Genomic DNA, 24,474 nt, shown 5'->3' on the forward strand with positions numbered 1-24,474 from the left:
CTGGTCCTCGGACCTCCTCTTCGGCCTGCCCCCGGCGCCCTCTGGCTTGCTGACGGCACCAGTCTCAGTCGCGGTAGCGCCGGGTCAGATCTCCGTAGGCGTCGATGCGGCGGTCGCGGAGATACGGCCAGATCCGGCGCACGTCCTCGCCGCGCTCCATGTCCAGGGTCACCAGCAGGCGCTCGGCGTTGACGCCGCCGTGGGCCAGCAGCTCCCCCTGGGGGCCGGCGATGAAGCTGCCGCCCCAGAAGTCGATGCCGCGGCCGACCCCGGAGTGATCCGGCTCGTGGCCGACCCGGTTGGCGACGATCACCGGCACGCCGTTGGCCACCGCGTGGCTGCGCTGGATCAGCGTCCAGGCGTCCTTCTGGCGGGACTTCTCGGCGTCGTCATCGGCGGGGTCCCAGCCGATGGCGGTGGGGTAGAGCAAAAGCTCCGCCCCGGCCAACGCCATCAGGCGCGCCGCCTCCGGGTACCACTGGTCCCAGCACACCAGCAGGCCGAGCCGGCCCACCGAGGTGTCGATGGGGTGGAAGCCCTGGCCGCGGGCGTCGTCGGCGTCGCCCGGGGTGAAGTAGAACTTCTCATAGAAGCCCGGGTCGTCGGGGATATGCATCTTGCGGTAGTGGCCCACGGCACCGCGCTTGCGGTCGTAGACCACGGCGGTGTTGTGGTAGAGCCCCGGCGCGCGGCGCTCGAACAGCGAGCCCACCAGCACGATATCGAGCTCGGCGGCGAGCGCCGCCAGGCGGGTGCCGGTGGGGCCGTCCAGGGGCTCGGCCAGGTCGAAGAGCTCGGTGTCCTCGTACTGGCAGAAGTAGTGGGTGGCGTGCAGCTCCTGGAGCATCACCAGCTCGGCGCCGGCGGCGGCCAGCTCGCGGATGCCGGCCTCGCTCTCGGCGAGGCTCCTGGCCTTGTCGGGCCAGGCGGGCTGCTGGACCAGGCCGACCTTCAGTTGGCGGGGCATGATCGACTCTCCTCTTTATTCATTTTCTCGGGGCTTGTCTGGCGACAAGCCTGCGAGGAGGCGCTGTGAATACTTCCCTGTACGCTACCGACGCCCTGCGGCGCTCTCGCATCCTGCGCCGCTTGCAGGGCCGGTGCGGGCCATCCATGGCCCGCCCGTTCGGAGCAATGCTCCTCACCCCTGGCGTAGGACCTCCTCTTCGGCTTGTCCCCAGCGCCCCTAATCTCGTGGTTCCAATTTCCTTCAGGCCCGGCTGGCCAGGCTGCCCTGGGGCAGCTGCATGGTCAGGCAGTGCAGGCTGCCGTGCTGGCGGATCACGCTCAGGCAGTCGATGGGAATGATGTCGCGCCCCGGGAAGGCGCCGGCCAGGGCGGTCAGCGCCCGGGTGTCGGCGGCGTCGCCGTAGGTGGGCACCAGCACCGCACCGTTGATGATCAGGAAGTTGGCGTAGGTGGCCGGCAGGCGGTGGCCGTCGACCGGGTCGAAGCAGGGGCTCGGCCAGGGCAGCGGCACCAGCCGGTAGGGCTCGCCGTCCCGGCGGCGCAGGGCCTTGAGCTCCGCCTCCATGGCGGCCAGCGCCGGGTAGTGGGGGTCGCTCTCGTCGTCGCAGCGCACGTAGGCGATGGTGGCCGGGTCGCAGAAGCGCGCCAGGGTGTCCACGTGGCTGTCGGTGTCGTCCCCTTCCAGGTGGCCATGGGCCAGCCACAGCACCCGGGTCACCCCGAAGTCCTCGTGCAGCCAGGCCTCCACCGCCGCTCGATCGAGGCCGGGGTTGCGGTTGGGATTGAGCAGGCACGCCTCGGTGGTGAGCAGGGTGCCGGCACCGTCGCTCTCCAGCGCCCCACCCTCCAGCACCAGGCCGCGCTCGCTGACCGGGCAGGCGTAGACGCCGGCATCAAGCAGCCGCCGGGTCAGGGTATTGTCCCGGGCGGCGGGAAACTTGCCGCCCCAGCCGGTGAAGACGTAGTCGTGCAGGCGCAGTTCGCCGTTATCCTCCACGGCCAGCGGGCCATGGTCCCGGGCCCAGGTGTCGTCGGCGGGCGCCACCACCAGCGTCACTCGCTTCTCCGGCACGCCGAGGCTTGCGAAGCGGCCGGCCAGGTGGGTGCGGGTGGCGGTGTCGGGCACGCTGATCAGCACGGCCTGATAGCGGGCGATGGCGACCACCATGGCCTCCAGGGTGGCCTCGATGCGCTCGAGCAGCGGCGCCCAGTCGCTCTCGGGGCCGGGCCAGGTGAGCTGGACGGCATCCTGAGGGTGCCATTCGGGAAGCAGGCGTTTGGCCATGGTCAGAGAAAGCCCCGCTGGGTGGATCGGTGGGTCAGGTCGCGAATGTAGGCATCAATGCACGGCGATGCAAGTGGCGACCGTGAGAGGGTTGGTCTCGGTCGGTGGTGCGCATCGATGATATTCTTGGAGCATTGCAGATTGCCGGCCCGCCGAGGAGCCCCATGCGCCCGTTGACTCGCCCCCTCTTTCCCCTGGCCATGGCGCTGCTGCTCGGCGGCTGTGCCGCGCTGCCCTCGGGCGATGCCATCGTCACCTCCTCGGGTGAGTGGCTGTCACGTACCGGGGAGGCCATCGGCGCCCAGCGGGAGCGCCTGGCCGATCGCTTTTCCCGGGATGACGACGACCTGGCGGCGCAGGAGGCCGAGGTCGAGGCGCTGCTGGCGCAGCCCTGGATCGACCCGCTCACGGACTTCCTCGAGGCGAACGCCGGGGAGCCTCGGCTCGCCGAGAGCCTGGTGGTCCTGTCCCGTGAACGTGACCGCCGCTGTGCGGCCATCGCCGAGGAGTACGCCGAGCGTCCCGCAAATCGGGAGACCCTCGCGCGTTACCGCCGCGGCTATCTCCACTCCTGCCCCGCCGATGTGAACACCTTTCATGCTAGGGTCCGCGAGGAGGAAGCGCGCCTGGCCGCCGTCTCGACCCCCGCTCCTGAACCCCGCGAGGATGAGTCCGAGTCGCGCCGCGAGGCGCAGGCCATGGCCCGCCGCGACGCCAGCGACTGCTACCTCTACTTCACCATTCGCAACCTCCAGCAGGCCCGCGAGGCCTGTGCCGCGCCGGCGGAGCAGGGGGATGCCAGGGCCCAGCACCATATGGGCAGTCTGGCGGAGCTGGCGGGGGACCGCGAGGAGGCGCTGGGCTGGTTGCAGCGCGCCGCCGACGGTGGCGATGAAGCCGCGGCGGCCCGCCTGGAGCAGCTCTCCCGGGCCGGTGGTGACGAGACCGCCGAGGCCGCCCGATGAAGCCGCCCGCCCTCGGACTGGGCGGGCGCCACGTCATCATGCTGCTGCTGGCCCTGCTGGTGGCGCTCTTCCTCGGCGGCATGTGGCTGCTCTCGGGGCTGAACCTGCGCATGGCCGAATCCTCCCTGGCCGAACTGCGCGAGCGCCGGATTCACGAGAGCTTCGAGGCCAACCTGGGCCGCATCAACGCCCACCATCGGCGCATGGAGCAGAACACCCAGGACCTGGCGCGGGTCGGCCAGCTGTTGATCGAGCTGGACGGGGGGGCAGCAGCGGCCGAGGAGGCCCTGCGCCAGGCACTGACCGACTTTCCCGATGCCCAGGGGGTCACCCTGTGGCTCGCCGGCGTGACGCCGCCGCTGGGCATGCACGCCTGGCGCCGGGGAGGCGAGCTGCGGGTCGCTCCCCTGGAGCCGGGCTGGGAAGCGGTCGACTGGCTGGCCCGGCGGCTCGACGCCTGGCGCGAGGGGGCGACGCCCATGCACTGGACCGCCGCCTACTTCAAGGAACGCATCGACGACGTGGTGATCAGCGCCAGCGCCCCGGTGCGCGACGCCGAGGGGCGCGTGCTCGGCATGGCGGCCAGCGACTGGGTGGCCGGGGACATCATCGGCCTGATCAGCGAGGTGGAACTGACGCCGCGCGCCTTCACCTTCCTGGTCGACCGCGAGAACCGCAACCTCTCGAGCCTGGCCCGGGCCGAGGACCAGGCCCGCGCCCAGCCGCTGATCGAGGCGGTCATCGACCAGCAGCTGCACCGCGAGACCAGTCCCGAGATGACCCTGAGCCCCCTGGCCCTGCAGGGGGAGGCCTGGGTCCTGCTGCATGCCACCACCCGGGCCGGCATGGTGTTCGGTATCGGCGTGCCCCAGGCCGAGATCGACGCGGTGCTCACCCCGATGCGCCAGGCCAACCTTCGCATCATGGCCACGGTGGGGGCGGGGGTGCTGCTGCTGGCGCTGGTCATCCTGCTGCTGGTGGCCGGCATGCTGCGTCAGCTGCGCACCCTCTATACCGACCCCCTGACCGGCCTGCCCAACCGGGCCCGGCTGCTGGCCGACCTGGAAGGGCACAAGCCGGGTGCCCTGGTGCTGGTCAACGTCGACGGCTTCAAGCAGTTCAACGGCGTCTTCGGCCAGGCCTGCGGCGACCAGGTGATCCGCCACATGGTGTCATGCCTCGCCGCCGAGCTGCAGGGGGTGGAGTGGCGCGGCAGCCGGCTCTACCGCATGCCTGCCGACGAGCAGGCGATCTGGCTGCCAGGCCGCTTCTCGCACGAGGCGCTGGCGCGACGGCTCGCGGCCCTGCAGGTGGCGGTGGGCACCTCGCGCCTGACCTGGCGGGGGCAGGAGCTGGCGCTGCACGCCACCCTGGGGCTGGCCGCCACCTGGCAGCTCGCGGACGAGGGACGCGAGGCGCTGATCTCCGCCGCCGGGATGGCGCTGCGCCAGGCCCGCGAGCAGCAGACGGGCAGCGGCCTCTATGACCCCGCCAAGCGGGTGCGGGAGGGCTACGAGCAGAACCTGGCCTGGGCCAACCGCCTCTCCGCCGCCCTGGAGGAGGGGCGCATCGTCGCCTACTTCCAGCCGATCCTCGAGCTTGCCAGCGGCCGGATCATCAAGCACGAGTGTCTGATGCGCCTGATCGACGAGCAGGGCGAGGCGGTGAGCCCCGCCCAGTTCCTGGAGGTGGCGCGGCGCAGCCGGCTGCACCGGCGCCTGACCCTGACCATGCTCGAGTGCTGTCTCTCGGCCATGGCGCAGGGCGACCACTCCTTCTCGCTGAACCTCTCCGCCGAGGACCTGGTGGATCCCGAGGTGAGCGAGCCGCTGCTCGCTCGGGTAGCCGAGAGCGGCCTGGGCAGCCGGCTCATCCTCGAGATCCTCGAGTCGCACAGCATCGACAGCTATGTGGCGGTCAGCGACGCCATCGCCCGTGCCCGTGCGCTGGGGGTGCGCATCGCCATCGACGACTTCGGCACCGGCTACGCCAACTTCGAGCACCTGCTGCGCCTCGACGTGGACCTGCTCAAGATCGACGGCAGCCTGATCCGCCATCTGGACAGCGACCCCCAGGCGCTGACCCTGACCCGTGGCATCGTGCGCTTCGCCCGGGAGCTGGGCATCGAGACGGTGGCGGAGTTCGTGCATAGCCCCGAGGTGCTGGCGCGGGTGCGCGAGCTGGGCATCGACCATGCCCAGGGCGCCTGCATCGGCATGCCCGAGGCGCAGCCGATCACCGAGCCTCGTCTGGCCTGAGCGGGAGTCGTGCAAATCCGCGGCAAGGCGCCGCCGCCCCGGTGCAGCGGCGTCCAAAAAGCCGTACCATGGGTGCCCGCTGACAAGGAACGCCTCCATGCTTGACCGTCTGCCATTCCTGATCGGGCTGCGCTACGTGCGCGCCAAGCGCCGCAACCACTTCATCTCCTTCATCTCGCTGACCTCCATGCTGGGCCTGATGCTGGGCGTGGCGGTGCTGATCCTGGTGCTCTCGGTGATGAACGGCTTCGACCACGAGCTGCGCACCCGCATCCTCGGCATGGTGCCGCACACCAAGATCGAATCGCGTACCGGCATGGTGGAGTGGGAGTCCCTGGCCGCCCAACTGATGGAGCGCGAGCGGGTGATCGGCGCCGCCCCCTTCGTGGAGCAGCAGGGCATGTTCTCGGTGGGCGGCCGCAACGAGGGCGCCATGGTCAACGGCATCCACCCCGATTGGGAGGACCGCGTCTCGATCATCGGCCGGCACATGCAGCAGGGCGCGCTCGACGACCTGCAGCCCGGCGAGTGGAACATCGTGCTGGGCTCCATCCTGGCCCGGCGGCTGGGGGTTGGCGTGGGTGATACCGTGACCCTGCTGGTGCCCGAGGCCTCGATCACCCCGGCCGGGGTCTTCCCGCGCCTGAAGCGCTTCACGGTGAGCGGGGTGTTCAGCGTCGGTGCCGACCTGGACGCGGCCCTGGCCTACGCCAATATCGAGGACATGCAGACCCTGGCGCGCCTCGGTGACGCCGTGGGCGGCCTGCGCCTGGAGCTCGACGACCTCTTCCTGGCCGCCGCCGAGACCCGCAGCATCGTCAACGAGCTGGGGCCGGGCTACCGCGGCATCGACTGGACCTTCTCCCACGGCAACCTCTTCCAGGCGATCCAGATGGAGAAGCGCATGATCGCGCTGCTGCTGACGGTGATCATCGCCGTGGCGGCCTTCAACATCGTCTCCACCCTGGTGATGGTGGTCACCGACAAGCACGCCGACATCGCCATCCTGCGCACCATCGGCGCCACGCCGCGCTCGATCATGGGCATCTTCATCGTCCAGGGGCTGGCCATCGGGGTGATCGGCATCCTGGTCGGGGTGGCGCTCGGGGTGCTGCTGGCGCTGACCATCTCCGACATCATCGACGGGGTCGAGAGCCTGTTCGGCATCCAGTTCCTCGACGCGGGGGTCTACTTCATCAGCAACCTGCCGTCGCGCCTCGACTGGACGGACGTGCGCGACATCGTCGCCGCGGCCCTGGGCCTGACCTTCCTTTCCACCCTCTATCCGGCCTGGCGGGCGGCCAAGGTCCAGCCGGCCGAGGTGCTGCGCTATGAGTGAGACGACCATGCAAGCCACTGCCGAGCAGGGCGCCGCCACGGCGCCGGGGGCGCCGATGCTGGAGTGCCGCGACCTGACCCGCATCTACCACGAGGGTCCCCAGGACGTCACCGTGCTGGACGGCCTCGAGCTCACCGTGCACGCCGGCGAGCGGGTCGCCATCGTCGGCAGCTCCGGCTCCGGCAAGACCACCCTGCTCAACCTGCTGGGCGGCCTGGACCAGCCCACCCGCGGCGAGGTGCGCATCGCCGGCGAGTCGCTGCTGGCGCTGGGCGACGCGGCCCTCGGCCACTTCCGCAACCGCCATATCGGCTTCGTCTACCAGTTCCACCACCTGCTGGCCGAGTTCACCGCCCTGGAGAACGCCGCGCTGCCGCTGATCGTGCGCGGTCAGCGCAAGAAGGTCGCCGAGGCGCGCGCCCGCCAGCTGCTGGAGCGCGTCGGCATGGCCGCCCGCGCCGACCACAAGCCGGGTGAGCTCTCCGGCGGCGAGCGCCAGCGGGTGGCCATTGCCCGGGCCCTGGTCACCGACCCGAGCCTGGTGCTGATGGACGAGCCCACCGGCAACCTGGACCAGCACACCGCGGCGAGCATCCTGGCGCTGATGGATGAGCTGGCGCGCACCTCCGCCTGCGCCTTCGTGATCGTGACCCACGACCCGGGGCTGGCGGCCCATCAAGACCGGGTCATGCGCCTGGACGAGGGGCGCCTGAGCGAGCAGCCGCGGCCCACCCCGGTGGAGTGAGCCCGCAGGCGAGGCGCCGCCATCGTCCGGCAACCGCGAACGGCCGGCCCCAAGGGGGCCGGCCGTTCGCGTATGGGCAGTCGAGAGGGCAACGTCAGGAAGGGAGCAGCGGCGCCTCAGCGCAGGTCCTTGTCGCAGGGCGCCTGGCGCCGCCGGCGCCGCCGGGCCTTCCAGCTGCGCGAGACCTGCCAGCGCCAGATCAGCCGGATCACCAGGTTGCCGAGCAGCGCCAGGACGACGGCGGTGACCACCGAGCCCACCGCCAGGGCGGGCAGGATATCGGCCATCTGTTCGGCGATCCAGCGGGTGGAGAGGCGTTCGGGCACCTCCCGGGCCGGCGTGTTCATCAGCCAGGCGCCGAGGCGGTAGTTGGCGTAGAAGATCACCGGCATGGTCAGCGGGTTGGTGATCCACACCAGGCCCACGGAGAGGGGCAGGTTGGCGCGCGCCAGCCAGGCGCCGAAGGCGGCCACCACCATCTGGAAGGGAATCGGCAGCATGGCGCTGAACAGGCCCACCGAAAAGGCGTTGGCCACACTGCGACGACTCAGCACCCACAGGGCGGGGTTGCCGATCAGGTGACTCATGAAACGCAGCGAGCGCTGGCGCCTGAGTGTCTCGGGGTGGGGCATGTAGCGCTGGAGAAAGCGGCGCGGCATGTCGTCGGGCTCGCGGCATCGTGACGCGAGCTATTATCCATACAAGGGCCTGCCTTTGCCATGACTGCGCTTCCACGCAAGGCGCGGGGCACGGGCAGACATGCACCCATCCGGAGCAAGGGAATGCGACCTGGAATGGCCATCCTCCTGGCCCTGGCCGTGCTCGCCGGCCTGGGACTGGGCAGCCAGCCGCCGCCGGGGCTGCTCGAGGGGCTGGGACTCCTCGCCCTGGGGGCGCTGGCCAGGCGGCGACCGGCCGACTGGCTGCCTCTGGCGGCACTGTTCGCCGTGATGGCCGTCGTGCTGCTGGCGCGCGGGGCGGTGCTGCCCGATGGGCTGCTGCGCGAGGATCTCGCCATCCAGGGGCGGCTGGTGGAGGTGACGGAGGAGGAGCGGCTGACCCGCCTCACCCTGGCGGTGAGCGATTGCCGCCCGCTTGCCGCGGCGCGCCCCGCCTGCGAACGCCTGCGACGCGTGCGCCTGAGCGCCTTCGAGGCGCCCCCCATGCAGCCCGGCGAGCACTGGGCGCTCACCGTGCGGCTGCGTCCGCCGGCGGGATTCGCCAATCCCCACACCTTTGACTACGAGGCCTGGCTGTGGCGCGAGGGCATCCAGGCCACCGGCTATGTGCGCCATGAGCCGCCGCCGCAGCGGTTGGCCGAGTCCGCGCCCGGCCTGCGCGAACATGCCCTCACGCATCTGGAGGGCCGGGCGCTGCCGCCTCGCGCCGAGCGCTGGCTGGCGGCCCTGACCCTGGGCGCCGGCGATCGGTTGACGGCCGATGACTGGGCCCTGCTCAACGCCAGCGGCACCACCCACCTGATGGTGATCTCCGGGCTGCATGTGGGGCTGGTTGCGGGGTTTGCCCTGCTGCTGGGCCGGGGAGCCGCGCGGTTGGCGACCCCGGGGGGATGGCGCCTGGCGGTGTGGCCCTGGTGGATGGCCGGCGTCGCGGCGGCGGGCTATGCGACCCTCGCCGGTCTGGAGCCCCCGGCGCTGCGCGCTCTGGTGATGGCGCTGGTGGGGCTGTGGGTCGCCAGCGGGCGCCACGCCCCGGGGCCCTGGCAGGGGTGGTGGCTGGCGCTGGCCGTGGTGCTGGCCATCGACCCGCTGAGCGCCTGGCGCCCGGGGCTCTGGCTCTCCTTCCTGGCGGTGGCGCTGCTGATCCTGGCCTGGCAGGGCCGGCCGCGTCCCCGTGGCGTGCGCGGCTGGCTGTGGGCGCTGGTCAGGACCCAGCTGCTGCTGGCGCCGCTGATGGCGGCGGCGGTGCTGCTGGCCTTCGCGCGGCTGGCCCCGGCCGCACCGCTGGTCAACCTGGTGGCGGTGCCCGTGGTCAGCAGCCTGCTGGTGCCGCTGGGGCTGCTCGGCTGGCTGCTGGCGCCGCTGCCGCCGCTCTCCGCGCTCTGCTGGTGGCTCTTCGCGCACCTGAGCGAGGCCCTGGCCCGAGGCCTGGAGGCCGCCGTGGTCTGGTTGCCGCTATGGCTCCCCGAGCCGGCCCTGGTGACGCCCCTGGCGCTCTGCCTGGGGCTGATGGCGCTGCTCTGGGTGCTGCCCGGGCTTGCGGCCCCGCTGCGCGCCACGGGCAGCCTGGCGCTGGCCGCGGTGGCGCTGAGCCTTGCGCCCGCGGGCATTCCCCCCGGCCAGCTGGAGGTGCGCGTGCTGGACGTGGGCCAGGGGCAGCTGGTGGAGCTGCGCACCGCCGGCTATCGGGCGCTCTATGATGCGGGGCCACGCTTCGCCTCGGGGTTCGTCCCGGTCAGCGTGCTGTGGCCGCCGGGTCAGCGCTTCGACGAGGTGATCGTCAGCCACGATGACATCGATCATGCCGGCGGGGTGGCGCTGCTGGCGGAGCGCCATCGCGTGGGGCGCTTCCTGGCGCCGCCTGGCGAGGAGATCGGCGTTCCCTTCGCCGCCTGCCGGCGCGGCGACAGCTGGGAGCGGGACGGCGTGCGCTTCCGTTTCCTGTGGCCGCCGGAGGAGACCGCCGCGCTCTCCAGCAATGATCGCTCCTGCGTGCTGGAGGCGAGCGTGGGCGGAGAGCGGCTGCTGATCACCGGCGACGTGGGGCGCCGGGTGGAGCGCGCCTTCCTGCTCGAGGCCGAGGCGCCGGTGACCCTGCTGGTGGCCGGCCACCACGGCAGCCAGACCAGCTCCGGGCCTCAGCTGGTGCAGTGGCTCACCCCGCGTCAGGTGGTCTACAGCGCCGGGCGGCGCAACGCCTTCGGCCATCCCCACGACGAGGTGGTCAGGCGCTTCCGCGGCGCCGGCAGCTGCCAGTGGAGCACGGCGCTGGATGGCGCGCTAACGTTCCGGCTGGGGGGCGAGGCGGGGCGGGTCGTCGAGAGCACACGGCCACTGCCCTGGCGGCGGGGCGGTGTCGGAGCCGACTGCCTTGCGTTAGAATCGCCCTGAGTTCGGGATCAAGGTTCACGGGGCATCTTCGAGGGAAAGCGCATGGACATGATGGAGGCCCTGATCGCCGGGGGCTGGCTGATGCTGCCACTGCTCGGCTGTTCGCTGCTTGCCACGGTGATCATCATCGAACGCCTCTGGACCCTGCGTGCCGGGCGCATCGCGCCCCGGGGGCTCGGCCAGGAGGTCTGCACCCTGGTCTCTCGGGGCCAGGTCAACCTCTACTGGCTGGAGAGCCACTCGCCGCTGGGCGGCGTGCTGGCCGCGGGGCTGCGCAACGCGCGCCTCGGCCATGAACAGGTGCGGGCGCGTCTGCAGGAGGCGGGCACCGCGGTGATCCATGACATGGAGCGCTTCCTGAGCCCCCTCGGCACCATCGCCGCCATCGCCCCGCTGATCGGGCTGCTGGGCACCGTGGTGGGGATGATCGAGGTCTTCTCGGTGATCGTCGCCGGCGACGGCGCCAGCCGCACCGCCGATCTCGCCGGCGGCATCTCCCGCGCCCTGGTGACCACCGCGGCGGGCCTGACCGTGGCGATTCCCGCCCTGATGTTCCACCGCTACTTCCTGCGCCGGGTCGAGGACATCACCGTGCGCATGGAGGAGCAGTCGGGCCAGGTGGTGGAGTTCCTCGCCCACTACGGCGGCGAGCTGACCCTGGCCGAGCGCCACGAGGCCGCCGCCGAGGAGGAGCGCCTCGAGGCCGACGGGCGGATGGCGCCCCGGGTGAAGCGCTCGTGAGGTTTGCGCGTACCCGCCGCGACCCGGTGGAGGTCAACCTCACGCCGCTGATCGACGTGGTGTTCCTGCTGCTGATCTTCTTCATGGTCTCCACCACCTTCGAGACCCGTCAGGCGCTGGAGCTCGAACTGCCCGAGACGACCAGCGGGGCCGCCGCCGAGGTCTCGCCGGTCACCCTGGTGGTCACCGCGGCCGGCGTCTACCGCCTCGGCGAGCGCGAGCTGACGTCGGCCGAGCTGGCCTCGGCGCTGGCCGCCGAGGCCGAGCAGGCCCGCGAGCACGGCCTGGTGGTGGAGGCCGATGGCCGCGCCAGCCACGCCGATGTGGTCCGCGTGCTCGACCAGGCCGGCCTGCAGGGCATCGAGCGGGTGCGCATCGCCACCACCGAAAGCCGCACCGGCGAGACCATTTCCCCACAAGCGGAGACGCCGTGAATCAGGACGGGACCCCCCCAACACTCCGGCTGGACGCTCTACAAGCGCCTGCTGAGCTATGTGCGCCCCCACTGGCGCTCCTTCGGCCTGGCCATTGTCGGCTATGTCATCTATGCCGCCTCCAGCACGGCACTCGCCGAGATGATGAAGCGCCTGATCGATGGCATCCAGAACCCCGATGCCGCCTTCCGGCTCTTCCTGCCGCTGTTCGTGGTCGGCATGTTCGCCGCCCGGGGCCTCGGCACCTTCCTCGGCACCTACTTCATGAGCAACGTGGCGCGCAACGTGGTCCACGCCCTGCGCTGCAACGTCTTCAACCATATGCTCCACCTCCCGGGGCGCTTCTTCGACAGCCACTCCAGCGGCCACCTGATCTCGCGGGTCACCTACCACGTGGAGCAGGTCACCGGCGCGGCCACCAAGGCGCTGACCATCCTGCTGCGCGAGGGGCTCTTCGTCCTCGGCCTGGTGGGCTACCTGCTGTGGACCAACTGGATGCTGACGCTGCTCTTCCTGACCGTCACGCCGCTGATCGGCGGGGTGGTCAGCTACGCCAGCAAGCGCTTCCGGCGCATCTCGATGCGCATCCAGGCCTCCATGGGGGACGTCACCCACGTGGCCTCCGAGGCGCTCTCCGGCTACCGGGTGGTGCGCACCCACGGCGCCGAGGGCTTCGAGAAGGCTCGCTTCGCCGCCGCCAGCGAGTACAACCGCCAGCAGAGCATGAAGGAGGCGCTGACCAAGGCGATCAGCACTCCGGTGATTCAGCTGCTGGTGGCCCTGGCCCTGGCGGTGCTGGTGTGGCTGGCCATGTCGCCGGCGCTGATGGACAACATGACCGCCGGCGAGTTCGTCGCCTTCATCACCGCCGCCTCGTTGATGGCCAAGCCGGTGCGCCAGCTCACCGAGATCAACAGCGAGATCCAGAAGGGGCTGGCCGCCGCCGCCGAGCTGTTCGGCCTGCTGGAGGTGCCCGCCGAGCGGGACGAGGGGCACCACGAGCCGGGCCGGCTGGTCGGCAGGGTCCGCTTCGAGGGCGTGCGCTTCCGCTACGGCGAGGGTCAGCCCGAGGTGCTCAAGGGCATCGACCTCGAGGTGGCGCCGGGCGAGATGATCGCCATCGTGGGCCGCTCGGGCAGCGGCAAGTCGACCCTGGTGGGGCTGCTGCCGCGCTTCTATCGGCCCACCGAGGGGCGGGTGCTGGTCGATGACGTGCCCCTGGACGACTACCGCCTGACGCCGCTGCGCCGCCAGATCGCCCTGGTCTCCCAGCAGGTGACCCTGTTCAACGCCAGCATCGCCGACAACATCGCCTATGGCGTACCCGACGCCGACCCTGCGGCCATCGAGGCCGCCGCCCGGGCCGCCCATGCCCACGAGTTCATCGAGCGCCTGCCCGGCGGCTACGCCACCGTGGTGGGCGACAACGGCGTGATGCTCTCCGGCGGCCAGCGTCAGCGCCTGGCCATCGCCCGGGCGATCTTCAAGGACTCGCCGCTGCTGATCCTCGACGAGGCCACCTCGGCGCTGGACACCGAGTCCGAGCGCCATATCCAGGCGGCCCTGGAGGAGGTGTGCCGCGGGCGCACCACCCTGGTGATCGCCCACCGTCTCTCCACCATCGAGCGCGCCGACCGGATCCTGGTCATGGAGCAGGGCGAGGTGATCGAGCAGGGTAGCCATGCCGAGCTGCTGGCCCGCGACGGCGCCTACGCCGCGCTGCACCGCCTGCAGTTCCAGGAGGCCGACCCCGCATGAGAGGCCCGCAAGCGTGCCGGCCGGTGATGGCCACGGCAGTGTCGCTGCATCGCTTGCCGCACCGGGAGGCCGGCCCCGCATGAGCGGACTGGGCGATCGCTGGCTGGCGGCCGCCTATGGGGGGGCGCCCTGGCTGGCGCTGCTGCGTCCCCTGGAGGCTCTCTACCGAGCCGCGGTGGCGCGTCGCACCGCCGCCTATGCCGAGGGGCGCCGCACGGTGTGGCGGGCTCCGGTGCCGGTGATCGTGGTGGGCAACCTGACGCTCGGCGGCACCGGCAAGTCGCCGCTGGTGGCCTGGCTGGTGCGCCACCTCGTCGAGCGCGGCCATCGTCCGGGCATCCTCTCCCGCGGCTATGGTGGGCAGAGCGACGCCTATCCGCTGTGGGTCGATGACCGGACCCCCGCGGCGCAGTGCGGCGACGAGCCGCGCATGCTGGCCGACCAGACCGGCGTGCCGGTGGTGGTGGACCCGGACCGTCCCCGCGGGGCAGGCAGGCTGCTGGCGGCGGGCTGTGACATCCTGGTCAGCGACGATGGCCTCCAGCACCTGGCCCTGGGGCGCGACCTCGAGCTGGTGGTGGCGGATGGGGCCCGGGGCTTCGGCAACGGCCGCTGCCTGCCGGCGGGGCCGCTGCGCGAGCCGCTCTCGCGACTGGCCAGCGTCGATGCGGTCGTGATCAATGGCGAGCCGGCCTTCACCCCGCCGCCGGGGGCCTTCGCGATGACGCTGGCCCCGGTCGCCTGGCGCCGGCTGGGTGACGGTGAGCGCTCTCCACCGCGACCGCTGCCGTTTACGGGGCCGGTCCATGCGGTGGCCGGCATCGGCCGTCCGGCGCGCTTCTTCGAGACCCTGGCCGAGCTCGGCGTCGAGGCGATGGCCCACCCCTTCGACGACCACCACGCCTATCGCGCCGAGGAGCTCGCCTTCGCCGACGGTCGCCCGCTGGTGATGACCGCCAAGGACGCCGTGAAGTGCCGTGACCTGGCGCCCCGCGACAGCTGGGTGCTGGAGGTGGCGGCCACGCCGGATCCCGCCTTCGTCCGCTGGCTCGAGGCGCGGCTGGACGCCCTGGACGCCGCGGCGCCCGACATGAATTCGCGAGCCGGCAGTGCGCCGGCTCACCACCAGGAGTGAGGTGAACATGATGGACAAGGAACTGCTGGCCATGCTGGTCTGCCCGCTGTGCAAGGGCAAGCTGAAGTACCAGCGCGAGGCCGAGGAGCTGCACTGTCTCTATGATGGCCTGGCCTATCCGGTGCGCGACGGCATCCCGGTGATGCTGCCCGAGGAGGCGCGTCAGCTCTCCGCCGACGAGAAGCTCCGCGCCTCCCCTGGACGCACGGGGGAGGCGTGATGGCCGAGCGCGACTTCATCGCCGTCATTCCGGCGCGCTTCGCCTCCTCGCGCCTGCCCGGCAAGCCCCTGGCCCAGATCGCCGGCCGGCCCATGGTGGCCCACGTCTGGCAGCGCGCCTGCGAGAGTCGCGCCGCCCGGGTGGTGGTAGCCACCGACGATGGCCGCATCGAGCAGGCCATGCGGGCCGAGGGCGCCGAGGTGGTGATGACCCGCGCCGACCACCCCTCCGGCACCGACCGCCTGGCCGAGGTGGCCGAGCGGCTGGGCCTGGCCGATGACGCCGTGCTGGTCAATGTCCAGGGCGACGAGCCGCTGATCCCGGCGACGCTGATCGACCAGGTGGCCGACCGGCTCTTCGACGACCCGGAGGCCTCCATCGCCACCCTCGCCGAGCCGATCAGCGACGTGGAGAGCCTCTTCAATCCCAACGTGGTGAAGGTGGTGCGCGCCCTCTCCGGGCGGGCGCTCTACTTCTCCCGGGCGCCCCTGCCCTGGGATAGAGAGGCCTGGGACCGTGACGCCTTCACCGCCCGCCCCGAGCTGCTCGAGACCGACGCCTGGCTGCGCCATATCGGTCTCTACGCCTATCGCGCCGGCTTCCTGGCCGAGTATCGCGACTGGGTGCCGTCGCCCCTGGAGCGGCTCGAGCACCTGGAGCAGCTGCGCGCGCTCCATCACGGCCACGCGATTCAGGTGGCCCTGGCCAGGGAGCCGCATCCCGCCGGGGTCGATACCGCCGAGGACCTGGCCCGGGTGAGGGCCCTGCTGGACGCCGCCGAACGCGGGGGAGGGGAGTGATGCGGGTACTCTTCGTCTGCCTGGGCAATATCTGCCGCTCGCCCACCGCCGAGGGGGTGTTCCGTCGCCTGCTCGACGAGCGCGGCCTGGCTCACCGGGTCGAGGTCGACTCCTGCGGCATCGCGGGCTGGCACGAGGGCAAGGCGCCGGATCCGCGCACCCGCGAGGCCGCCGCCCGCCGCGGCATAGACCTCTCGACGCTGCGTGCCCGCCAGCTGGATGATGCGGACTTCGACGCCTTCGACTACCTGCTGGCCATGGACCACGACAACCTGGCGGCCATGCGGGCCCGAGCCCCCGCGACCCTCGACGCCCATCTCGGGCTCTTCCTCGCCTTCGCCGGCATGCCGGATCGTGCGGTGCCCGACCCCTACTATGGCGGTGAGCAGGGCTTCGAGGAGGTGCTCGACCTGGTGGAGCAGGGGGCCCGCGGCCTGCTGGCCGAGATCGAGGCGCGGCTGGAGCGCCGCCCTTGAGTCCGTCGCCTTACCCGGGAACCGACCTGACGTCGGCGAACACCCTGGGCCTTCCCTGCACGGCGGAGCATTTCGCCGCGCCCGCGAGCCTGGCCGAGCTGCAGGCGGCCCTGGCCGAGGCGCGCGCCCGGGACTGGCCGCTGACCCTGCTCGGCGGCGGCAGCAACCTGATCCTGCCCGAGCGCCTGCCTGGGCTGGTCATCCGGCCGGCCATGGCGACCTGGTGGCTCGAGGAGGGCGAGAACGACAGGGTGCGGGTCCACGTCGAGGCCGGCGTGGTCTGGCACGAGCTGGTGATGGCCCTGGCCCGCCGCGGCCTGTGGGGCACCGAGAACCTGGCGCTGATTCCCGGCCACTGCGGGGCGGCACCGATCCAGAATATCGGTGCCTATGGGGTCGAGCTCTGCGAGGTGCTGGAGGCGCTGCAGGTGGTGGATCTGGCGGATGGCCGCGAGGCGTGGATGACGCCGCAGGAGTGCGCCTTCGGCTACCGTGACAGCATCTTCAAGGGGCGTCTGGCGGGGCGGGTGGTGATCACCCGGCTGGTGCTGTGTCTTTCGCGCACCGCACGGCCGCGCCTGGCATATGGCGATCTGGCCGGTCGGGTAGGGAAGGCCCCGACGCCGCTGGCGGTGGCCGAGGCGGTGTGTGCCATTCGTCGCGACAAGCTGCCCGACCCGGCGGTACTCGGCAACGCCGGCAGCTTCTTCAAGAACCCGGTGGTGGAGGCGGGGCTGGCCGAGCGGCTGCTGCTCGAGCATCCCGGGATGCCGCACTTTCCCCAGCTCGACGGGCGGGTCAAGCTGGCCGCCGGCTGGCTGATCGACCGCTGTGGCCTCAAGGGTCTGCGCGAGGGCCACTTCGGGGTGCATGAGCGCCAGGCGCTGGTGCTGGTCCACTTTGGTGGCGGCAGTGCGGCGGAGCTGCTCGGCTTCGCCGCGCGGGTGGCGAGTCGTGTGCAGGAGCGCTTTGGCGTGACCCTGGAGCGGGAGCCCCGGCTGGCCGGCGAGCGCTGATGGCCTGACGCGACGGCCACTCCTAAACGACCGCGCCCGCAGCCATGGCTGCGGGCGCGGTCGTATGGGGGAGGGGCCAAGCGGGGCCTCAGCCCTGCTTGCCCTCCTGGCCCTTCGCCTCGAGCTCGCGACGACGGATCTCGCGCGGGTCGTTATGGGCGCGGCGGCGACGGCGGTTGGCGCGGCGCTCCTCCGGCGTCTCCTCGGCCTTGGCGGGCTTCGGCTCTGCCTTGGGCGCTTCGGCGTTTACCTCGGCCTTGGGCTCGGCGGGCTTGGGCGCCTCGGCGGGCTTGGGCGCCTCGGCCTTCGGAGCCTCGGCCTTCGGCGCGTCGGCCTTCGGCTCGGCGGGCTTGGGCTCTGTGAGCTTCGGTGCCTCGGCCTTCGTCTCGGCGGGCTTCGGTGCCTCGGCCTTCGGCGCGTCGGCCTTCGGCTCGGCTGGCTTGGGCTCTGTGGACTTCGGTGCCTCGGCCTTCGGCTCGGCGGGCTTCGGCTCTGCCTTGGGCGCTTCGGCGTTTACCTCGGCCTTGGGCTCGGCGGGCTTGGGCGCCTCGGCGGGCTTGGGCGCCTCGGCCTTCGGAGCCTCGGCCTTCGGAGCCTCGGCCTTCGGCTCGGCGGGCTTGGGCTCTGTGGGCTTCGGTGCCTCGGCCTTCGGCGCGTCGGGCTTCGGTGCCTCGGCTTTCGGCGCGTCGGGCTTGGGCGCTTCGGCCTTCTGCTCGGTCGGCTTGGCTACCTCGGGCTTGGGCGCCTCGGCCTTCGGCTCGGCGGACTTGGGCGCTTCGGCCTTCGGTGCGTCGGGCTTGGCTACCTCGGGCTTGGGCGCTTCGGCCTTCGGCTCGGCGGGCTTCGGAGCCTCGGCCTTCGGCTCGGCGGCTTTCGGAGCCTCGGCCTTCGGCGCGTCGGGCTTCGGTGCCTCGGCCTCCGGCTCGGTGGGCTGCGGCGCTGCCTTGGGCGCTTCAGCCTTTACCTCGGCCTTGGGTGCCTCGGCTGCCGTTTCCGGCTGGGCCTCGGCCGCCTGGGCCTGGAGGCGCTGCTGCTCCTCCAGGGCCTTCGGGCTGATGGCGTGCTGACGGCTGCGGCTGCGCGGGTTGTTGCGGGTACGCTTGGGCTTGCCGTCGTCCACCGGCGCCTCGGCCCTGGGCGCGTTGCTCTTCGCCTCTACCGGCTTCTCGGCGGGGCGCTCGTCACGCCTGTCGCCGCCGCGTTGGCGACGCGCGTCGTCGCGGGGCTTCTCGTCGCGCGGCCTTTCATCGCGCTTGGGTGCCTCGGGCTGACGCGCCTGACGGGCATCGTCCTGGCGGCCGCGCCCACGGCCGCCACGGCCACCGCGGTTGTCTGCGGACTCGGCCCTGCCGTCGCCGCGCTCGCTCTCCTGGCGCGGCGCGCCGCGGCGCTCCTCGCTGCGCGGGCGGCGCTGACGCTGATTGCGCCCGCTGCGCTCGTCGTCGCGCTGCGCGGGCTTGCGGGCGCCCTGGTCAGCGCGTGACTCCTCGCCGCGGGCGGCGGGGGCCTTGCCGCTGTCGGCAGGCGCTTCGTCGCCGCCGAGCAGCTTGGCCAGGCCCTTGACCAGGCGGCCCAGCACGCCGGCCTGGGGCTCGGCGACCGGCTGCTGCACCGCGGGCGGGCGGGCCGGCGCCCTGGCTGCCGGGGCAGGGGGCTTGGCGGGGGCCTTGGGTGCCGGGGCCTCTTCCTGCTGCAGGGAGGCGGGGGCCGGCTCGTGGTGGATGACCGTCTTCACGGCGGCCTCGGCGCGCTGCACCGGCTTGCCGAAGGTGGGTTCCGGCTCGCGGCCGACCTCGGTGTCGGTGGAGAGCTCGAAGCTGGAGAGGGAGGCGGAGCCCTCCTCGTCCACGTGGTCGTCGCGCAGACGCTGGACATCGTAGTGGGGCGTATCCATGTCCGGGCTGGGCAGTAGTACCACCCGCACGCCCTGGCGACGCTCGATGTCGGCCAGCACGTTGCGCTTCTCGTTGAGCAGGTAGGTGGCTACCGGCACCGGGAGGATGGCGCGGATCTGGGCGCTGCGCTCCTTCATGGCCTCTTCCTCGATCAGGCGCATGATCGAGAGGGAGATGGAGCGGACGTCGCGGATGGTGCCCTGGCCGTCGCAGCGCGGGCAGACCACGCCGCTGGTCTCGCCGAGCGACGGGCGCAGGCGCTGGCGGGACATTTCCATCAGGCCGAAGCGCGAGATGCGGCCGATCTGCACCCGGGCGCGGTCCAGCTTCAGCGCATCCCGCACGCGGTTCTCGACCTCGCGCTGGTTGCGTGCCGGGCTCATGTCGATGAAGTCGATCACCACCAGGCCGCCGATATCGCGAAGACGCAGCTGGCGGGCGATCTCGTCGGCCGCCTCCAGGTTGGTCTGCAGGGCGGTCTCCTCGATATCGCTGCCGCGGGTGGCGCGCGCCGAGTTGATGTCGATGGAGACCAGCGCCTCGGTGTGATCGATGACGATGGAGCCGCCGGAGGGCAGCTTCACCTCACGCTCGTAGGCGGTCTCGATCTGCGACTCGATCTGGAAGCGCGAGAAAAGCGGCACCTCGTCGACGTAGAGCTTGATCTTCTGCTGGTAGGAGGGCATCACCTGGCGGATGAAGGCCAGCGCCTCCTGGTGCACCGCCTCGCTGTCGATCAGCACCTCGCCGATGTCCTGGCGCAGGTAGTCGCGCATGGCGCGGATGATGACGTTGGACTCGCGGTAGATCAGGAAGGGAGCGGAGCGCTTGCCGGCCTCGGCGGTGATCGATTCCCACACCTGGACCAGGTAGTCCAGGTCCCACTGCAGCTCCTCGGGGGAGCGGCCGATGCCGGCGGTGCGCACGATCAGGCCCATGCGGTCGGGGATGGTGAGCTGCCCCATGGCCTCCTTGAGCTGGCTGCGCTCCTCCCCCTCGATGCGGCGCGAGATGCCGCCGGCCTTGGGGTTGTTGGGCATCAGTACCAGGAAGCGACCGGCCAGACTGATGAAGGTGGTCAGCGCCGCGCCCTTGTTGCCGCGCTCCTCCTTGTCGACCTGGACGATGACCTCTTGCCCCTCCTTGAGCACCTCCTTGATGCTGGGGCGGCCGGAGGCGGGCTCCTTGACGAAGTACTCGCGCGAGATCTCCTTCAGCGGCAGGAAGCCGTGGCGATCCGCGCCGAAGTCGACGAAGGCGGCTTCCAGGGAGGGCTCGATGCGGGTGATCTTGCCGCGGTAGATATTGGCTTTCTTCTGTTCCCGGGCACCGGATTCGATGTCCAGGTCGTAGAGGCGTTGTCCATCGACCAGCGCGACGCGCAGCTCTTCGGGCTGGGTCGCATTGATGAGCATCCGTTTCATGTTGTCTCGCACTATGGGGTGCCGGCGAGTACGACGTGGCGAACCTCTGTGTGCTGCGTGCCTGTGCTCAGCGTATCGCAGGAATACGCATATCTACGGCCGTGGCGGTTCGATGACGACGCGTCACGGCACGAGTTGTTGAGTACGGGGCGGAGGCAGGACATGTCTCGGTGGGGGTCACCCATCCGGCCCTGCGGTCACCGCCAACACCTGGCATTCATCGATTCGCCGCCGCCGGTCTCCGGCACGCTGTTGAACGTGTCCCGTGGCCTGCCGAAGTTCCATGACGGGGGAAACATCGGGGGGATCCGGGCGTGGCGCTGTATCGCTGTGTTTCCGTTGCTGCGGGCGGCGGGACGTGTCGACGTCGTCGCGGCCTGATCTTTTCGCTCCGGCCTGCGTGTCTGTCGGGCAGGCGCCAGAGGGCCTGGTTTGGCCCATTGGAGCGAACTGGCAATATAACAGCAACCGGGCCGCGTCAGCAATTGGCGCGCCGGGGAGCCCACTGCGATAGAATGCGCCTTTTGGCAGTTTCCGGCAGTGGAGTCTCGGCATGGCCGAAGGGCGCGACGTACAGTGGGTCGAGGTGACGGAAGGTCAGGATGGCCAGCGGGTCGACAATTTCCTGATGACCCGGATCAAGGGGGCGCCGCGGGCGCTCATCTACCGCATCGTGCGCAAGGGCGAGGTGCGGGTGAACAAGAAGCGCGTCAAGCCGGACACCCGCCTGGCGGTCGGTGATCTGGTGCGCATACCGCCTCTCAAGCTCTCGCCCCGGGAGGCGGTGCGGGAGGTGAGTGACAACCTGCGCAACCTGCTGGCCGGCAGCGTGCTGGTCGAGGGGCGCGACTGGCTGGTGATCAACAAGCCGGCGGGGCTCGCCGTGCACGGCGGCAGCGGGGTCAAGATCGGCCTGATCGAGGCGCTGCGCCAGGTGCGCGAGGATCTCGACTTCCTGGAGCTGGTGCACCGCCTGGATCGCGACACCTCCGGCTGTCTGCTGCTGGCCAAGTCGCGCCCGGCGCTGCTGGCACTGAACGAGGCCCTCAAGCAGCAGCAAATGGACAAGCGTTACCTGGCCCTGGTGGCCGGTCGCTGGCCGGCGCGGCGCGACTACGTGGCGGCGCGGCTGGACCGCTACACCCTGGCCAACGGCGAGCGTCGGGTGCGGGTCGATCCGGCAGGGAAGGTCTCCCGCACCCGTTTCGCGGTGCGCGAGGCCTTTCCGAGGGTGACCCTGCTGGAGGCCGAACCGGTCACCGGGCGGACCCACCAGATCCGCGTGCACGCTGCCCATGCCGGTCATCCGCTGCTGGGCGACGACAAGTATGCCAGTCGCGACAGCCAGCGGCTCAGCGAGTCCCTCGGCGTGACGCGGCTCTTCCTGCACGCCGAATCGCTGAGCTTCCCCGAGCCCACCAGCGGCCGCCCGGTGCAGATCAAGGCGCCGCTGCCCGATGAGCTTCAGGCGGTGCTGGCCCGGGCCCGTCGCGACGCCTGAGCCCTGTTCGACTCGATTCAACGACCCGATTCATCGACCTCGGGCATCGACCACACGGAGAGGACAATGCGCTATCGACTGGTGATCTTCGACTGGGATGGCACCCTGATGGACTCGGCGGCGCGCATCGTCGACTGCATGCAGGCGGCGTCGCGGGACGCCGGCTGGGGCGAGCTCTCGCCCCAGAGCATCCGCAACATCATCGGCCTGGGGCTGCCCGAGGCGATCGCCACCCTGTGTCCCGGCATCGACGCGGAGCGCGCCGAGCTGCTGCGCAGCCGCTACTCCTGGCACTTCGTCGAGGGCAGCGACACGCCCATGCGCTTCTTCTCCGGGGTGGAGGCGGGGCTTGCCGACCTGCATGGCCGTGGCGGGCAGCGTCTGGCGGTGGCCACGGGCAAGAGCCGCCGCGGCCTCGATCGGGTGTTTCGCGACAGCGGCAGCGGGGGCTGGTTCCACGCCAGCCGCACCGCCGACGAGACCCGCTCCAAGCCGCACCCGCAGATGCTCGACGAGCTGCTGGCCGAGCTCGAGGTGGCGGTGGAGGAGGCGGTGATGGTGGGGGATACCGAGTATGACCTGGAGATGGCCCGGGCCATCGGCATGGACCGGGTGGCGGTGACCTGGGGGGTGCATGCGCCCGCGCGGTTGGCGGCCAGCCGGCCGACCTTCACCGCCGAGGCGGTGCCCGAGCTCTTCGACTGGCTGCAGGGAAGGTAAGGCATGAGTGACGACGACCAGAAGCATGGCACCACACAGGACCCCTGGACCCAGGGGGAGGAGCGCAGCCCCGAGCAGGCCCGCGAGGAGCGCGAGGCGCGCCGCACCCCGGCGGAGCCGGTCGCGGCGCAGGCCGAGAGCGCCGAGGCCCTGCGCGAGCGCCAGCGCCTCCAGCAGCTGGAGATGATGGACCGCTGGATCGGCGGGGTGCTGACGGAGCAGCGTCGCGCGCGACGCTGGAAGCTCTTCTTCCGCTTCCTGTTCGCGGCGCTGATCCTGGCCTCGCTCTCGGCGACCCTCTACAGCCTGGTGGCCGGCCCCCCCGGCAGCAGTGCCGCTTCCGGGCCGCACCTGGGCGTGGTCAAGGTGCGCGGCGTGATCGATTCGGAGTCGCCGGCCAGTGCCGAGCGCATCATCACCGGGCTCAATCGCGCCTGGGAGGCCGAGGAGAGTGTGGCGGTGGTGCTGCAGATCGACAGTCCCGGCGGCAGCCCGGTGCAGTCCCAGCGCATCTTCGACGAGATCATGCGGCTGCGCGGCGAGGGCGACAAGCCGATCATCGCGGTGATCGAGGATGTGGGGGCCAGCGGCGCCTACTATATAGCCGCGGCGGCCGACGAGATCCTGGTGGCTCCCGCTAGCCTGGTGGGGTCCATCGGGGTGATCTCGGCCAGCTTCGGCTTCGAGGAGGCGATCGAGCGCCTGGGCGTGGAGCGGCGTGTCTTTGCCGCCGGTGACAACAAGGCCTTCCTCGACCCCTTCTCGGAGCTGGCGCCCGAGCAGCGCGACTTCTGGCAATCGGTGCTGGCCACCACCCACCGCCAGTTCATCGAGGCCGTGCGCGAAGGGCGGGGCGATCGCCTGAGCGAGGATGAGCGACTGTTCAGCGGCCTGGTGTGGAGCGGCGAGCAGGCCGTGGCGCTCGGCCTGGTGGACGGCATCGGCAGCCTGGGCGGCCTGGCCCGGGAGCGGCTGGCCGAGCCCAGGGTGCGGGACTACACTCCGCGCCTGGATCCCTTCGAGCGCTTCTCCCGGCAGTTCGGCCGCGTCGCCATGGAACTGCTGGGCGTGCCCCGCGCCGATTCCCCGCTGCGCTACCAGCTACCCTAGCGGGTCGAGGCCTGCCTCGCGCAGCATGGCGCAGAGGCGGATCAGCGGCAGGCCGATCAGGGTGTTGGGGTCGTCGCCCTCGAGTTTCTCGAACAGGGTGATCCCCAGCCCCTCCATGCGGAAGCTGCCGGCGCACTCCAGCGGCAGCTCCTTCTCCACGTAGCGGGCGATCTCGCCCTCGCCGAGCCGGCGAAACACCACGTCATAGGTCTCGTGGGTCACCCGGTGGCGCCCACGGCGCGTGTCCAGCAGGGCCAAGCCGGTCAGGAAGCGCACCCGCTGTCCGGAGAAGCGCGCCAGCTGGCGTCTTGCGGCGGCGGCATCGGCTGGCTTGCCGAGGATCTCGCCGTCGAACAGGGCCACCTGGTCGGAGCCGATGATCAGGTGGTCGGGCCACGCCTCGGCCAGGGCCTGGGCCTTGCCCAGCGCCAGCCGGTGCACCAGGGTGGCCGGCGCCTCCCCCGGGTGCGGGGTCTCGTCGATGTCGGGGCTCTGCCAGGCGTAGGGGATTTCCAGGCGATCCAGGAGCTGGCGGCGCCAGCGAGAACCTGAGGCGAGGACGAGTCGTGGCATGGGGGCTTTTCCGGTGGCGGATGGATGAACGAGGGTAGC

At 71.4% G+C, this 24,474-nt stretch carries 21 protein-coding genes; 16 read left to right on the forward strand and 5 right to left on the reverse strand.

The genetic code is table 11. From position 1 onward, the window contains the following. Window positions 1–64: 64 nt before the first annotated feature. On the reverse strand, window positions 65–967 hold the full coding sequence (locus HIR79_RS08315) for a carbon-nitrogen hydrolase (protein WP_169957968.1): 903 nt from the start codon (window positions 965–967) through the stop codon (window positions 65–67). Window positions 968–1,210: 243 nt separating this feature from the next. Continuing rightward, entirely contained in the window at window positions 1,211–2,254 is a 1,044-nt protein-coding gene (locus HIR79_RS08320) for an agmatine deiminase family protein (protein WP_169957969.1), read from the reverse strand. A 164-nt stretch (window positions 2,255–2,418) separates the two neighbouring features. Between HIR79_RS08320 and HIR79_RS08325 the strand changes: the two genes are divergently transcribed. The 4 genes from HIR79_RS08325 to HIR79_RS08340 all read left to right on the forward strand — a co-directional run bounded on the left by HIR79_RS08325 (window position 2,419) and on the right by HIR79_RS08340 (window position 7,561). Next, complete coding sequence (locus HIR79_RS08325; protein ID WP_169957970.1) at window positions 2,419–3,219, forward strand: hypothetical protein; 801 nt, start codon at window positions 2,419–2,421, stop codon at window positions 3,217–3,219. Beyond that, the gene (locus HIR79_RS08330; RefSeq protein ID WP_169957971.1) at window positions 3,216–5,477 is read left to right on the forward strand and encodes an EAL domain-containing protein; all 2,262 of its coding nucleotides are present in this window, start codon (window positions 3,216–3,218) and stop codon (window positions 5,475–5,477) included. Before HIR79_RS08325 ends, HIR79_RS08330 begins: the two co-directional genes overlap by 4 nt. 97 nt (window positions 5,478–5,574) lie before the next feature. Beyond that, window positions 5,575–6,816, forward strand: a complete 1,242-nt coding sequence (locus HIR79_RS08335; RefSeq protein ID WP_169957972.1) for a lipoprotein-releasing ABC transporter permease subunit — start codon at window positions 5,575–5,577, stop codon at window positions 6,814–6,816. 7 nt (window positions 6,817–6,823) lie between these two features. Then, window positions 6,824–7,561, forward strand: a complete 738-nt coding sequence (locus tag HIR79_RS08340) for an ABC transporter ATP-binding protein (protein ID WP_249322287.1) — start codon at window positions 6,824–6,826, stop codon at window positions 7,559–7,561. A 116-nt stretch (window positions 7,562–7,677) separates the two neighbouring features. Here HIR79_RS08340 and HIR79_RS08345 read toward each other — a convergent pair whose 3' ends face one another. Then, the gene (locus HIR79_RS08345; RefSeq protein WP_169957974.1) at window positions 7,678–8,220 is read right to left on the reverse strand and encodes a DUF2062 domain-containing protein; all 543 of its coding nucleotides are present in this window, start codon (window positions 8,218–8,220) and stop codon (window positions 7,678–7,680) included. Between the two features lie 135 nt (window positions 8,221–8,355). On the opposite strand from HIR79_RS08345, the gene HIR79_RS08350 reads away from it, so the two are divergent. From HIR79_RS08350 to murB, 9 genes are all read left to right on the forward strand, one after another. Continuing rightward, window positions 8,356–10,632, forward strand: a complete 2,277-nt coding sequence (locus HIR79_RS08350) for a DNA internalization-related competence protein ComEC/Rec2 (protein WP_249322288.1) — start codon at window positions 8,356–8,358, stop codon at window positions 10,630–10,632. Window positions 10,633–10,674: 42 nt separating this feature from the next. Then, window positions 10,675–11,373 (forward strand): MotA/TolQ/ExbB proton channel family protein, encoded by a 699-nt coding sequence (locus tag HIR79_RS08355; protein WP_169957976.1) that lies wholly within the window; start codon window positions 10,675–10,677, stop codon window positions 11,371–11,373. After that, the gene (locus HIR79_RS08360; protein WP_119022952.1) at window positions 11,370–11,807 is read left to right on the forward strand and encodes an ExbD/TolR family protein; all 438 of its coding nucleotides are present in this window, start codon (window positions 11,370–11,372) and stop codon (window positions 11,805–11,807) included. Before HIR79_RS08355 ends, HIR79_RS08360 begins: the two co-directional genes overlap by 4 nt. Beyond that, on the forward strand, window positions 11,808–13,565 hold the full coding sequence (gene msbA / locus HIR79_RS08365) for a lipid A export permease/ATP-binding protein MsbA (RefSeq protein WP_169959521.1): 1,758 nt from the start codon (window positions 11,808–11,810) through the stop codon (window positions 13,563–13,565). A gap of 79 nt (window positions 13,566–13,644) precedes the next feature. Then, window positions 13,645–14,700, forward strand: a complete 1,056-nt coding sequence (lpxK, locus tag HIR79_RS08370; protein ID WP_169957977.1) for a tetraacyldisaccharide 4'-kinase — start codon at window positions 13,645–13,647, stop codon at window positions 14,698–14,700. A 10-nt stretch (window positions 14,701–14,710) separates the two neighbouring features. Then, window positions 14,711–14,920 (forward strand): Trm112 family protein, encoded by a 210-nt coding sequence (locus HIR79_RS08375; RefSeq protein WP_119023720.1) that lies wholly within the window; start codon window positions 14,711–14,713, stop codon window positions 14,918–14,920. Next, a complete protein-coding gene (gene kdsB, locus HIR79_RS08380; RefSeq protein ID WP_169957978.1) occupies window positions 14,920–15,720 on the forward strand; it encodes a 3-deoxy-manno-octulosonate cytidylyltransferase in 801 nt (266 codons plus the stop codon). The genes HIR79_RS08375 and kdsB overlap by 1 nt, the downstream gene beginning before the upstream one ends. Beyond that, on the forward strand, window positions 15,720–16,196 hold the full coding sequence (locus HIR79_RS08385) for a low molecular weight protein-tyrosine-phosphatase (RefSeq protein WP_119022948.1): 477 nt from the start codon (window positions 15,720–15,722) through the stop codon (window positions 16,194–16,196). The genes kdsB and HIR79_RS08385 overlap by 1 nt, the downstream gene beginning before the upstream one ends. After that, on the forward strand, window positions 16,193–17,212 hold the full coding sequence (gene murB / locus HIR79_RS08390; protein WP_169957979.1) for a UDP-N-acetylmuramate dehydrogenase: 1,020 nt from the start codon (window positions 16,193–16,195) through the stop codon (window positions 17,210–17,212). Before HIR79_RS08385 ends, murB begins: the two co-directional genes overlap by 4 nt. 88 nt (window positions 17,213–17,300) lie before the next feature. Here murB and rne read toward each other — a convergent pair whose 3' ends face one another. Then, window positions 17,301–20,531 (reverse strand): ribonuclease E, encoded by a 3,231-nt coding sequence (gene rne / locus HIR79_RS08395; protein ID WP_169957980.1) that lies wholly within the window; start codon window positions 20,529–20,531, stop codon window positions 17,301–17,303. A 553-nt stretch (window positions 20,532–21,084) separates the two neighbouring features. Here rne and HIR79_RS08400 point away from each other — a divergent pair. From HIR79_RS08400 to sppA, 3 genes are all read left to right on the forward strand, one after another. Next, complete coding sequence (locus tag HIR79_RS08400) at window positions 21,085–22,032, forward strand: RluA family pseudouridine synthase (protein WP_169957981.1); 948 nt, start codon at window positions 21,085–21,087, stop codon at window positions 22,030–22,032. Window positions 22,033–22,098: 66 nt separating this feature from the next. Continuing rightward, window positions 22,099–22,752, forward strand: coding sequence for an HAD family hydrolase (locus tag HIR79_RS08405; RefSeq protein ID WP_169957982.1), 654 nt, complete (start codon window positions 22,099–22,101; stop codon window positions 22,750–22,752). 3 nt (window positions 22,753–22,755) lie between these two features. Beyond that, window positions 22,756–23,862, forward strand: coding sequence for a signal peptide peptidase SppA (gene sppA / locus HIR79_RS08410; RefSeq protein WP_169957983.1), 1,107 nt, complete (start codon window positions 22,756–22,758; stop codon window positions 23,860–23,862). On the opposite strand, the gene HIR79_RS08415 is transcribed toward sppA, so the two are convergent. Further along, window positions 23,854–24,435 (reverse strand): Maf family protein, encoded by a 582-nt coding sequence (locus tag HIR79_RS08415; RefSeq protein ID WP_169957984.1) that lies wholly within the window; start codon window positions 24,433–24,435, stop codon window positions 23,854–23,856. The two genes, sppA and HIR79_RS08415, sit on opposite strands and share 9 nt — an antisense overlap. Window positions 24,436–24,474: the final 39 nt, after the last annotated feature.

The organism is Halomonas sp. PGE1 (assembly GCF_013000985.1).
GTDB classification, from domain to species: domain Bacteria; phylum Pseudomonadota; class Gammaproteobacteria; order Pseudomonadales; family Halomonadaceae; genus Halomonas; species Halomonas alkalicola.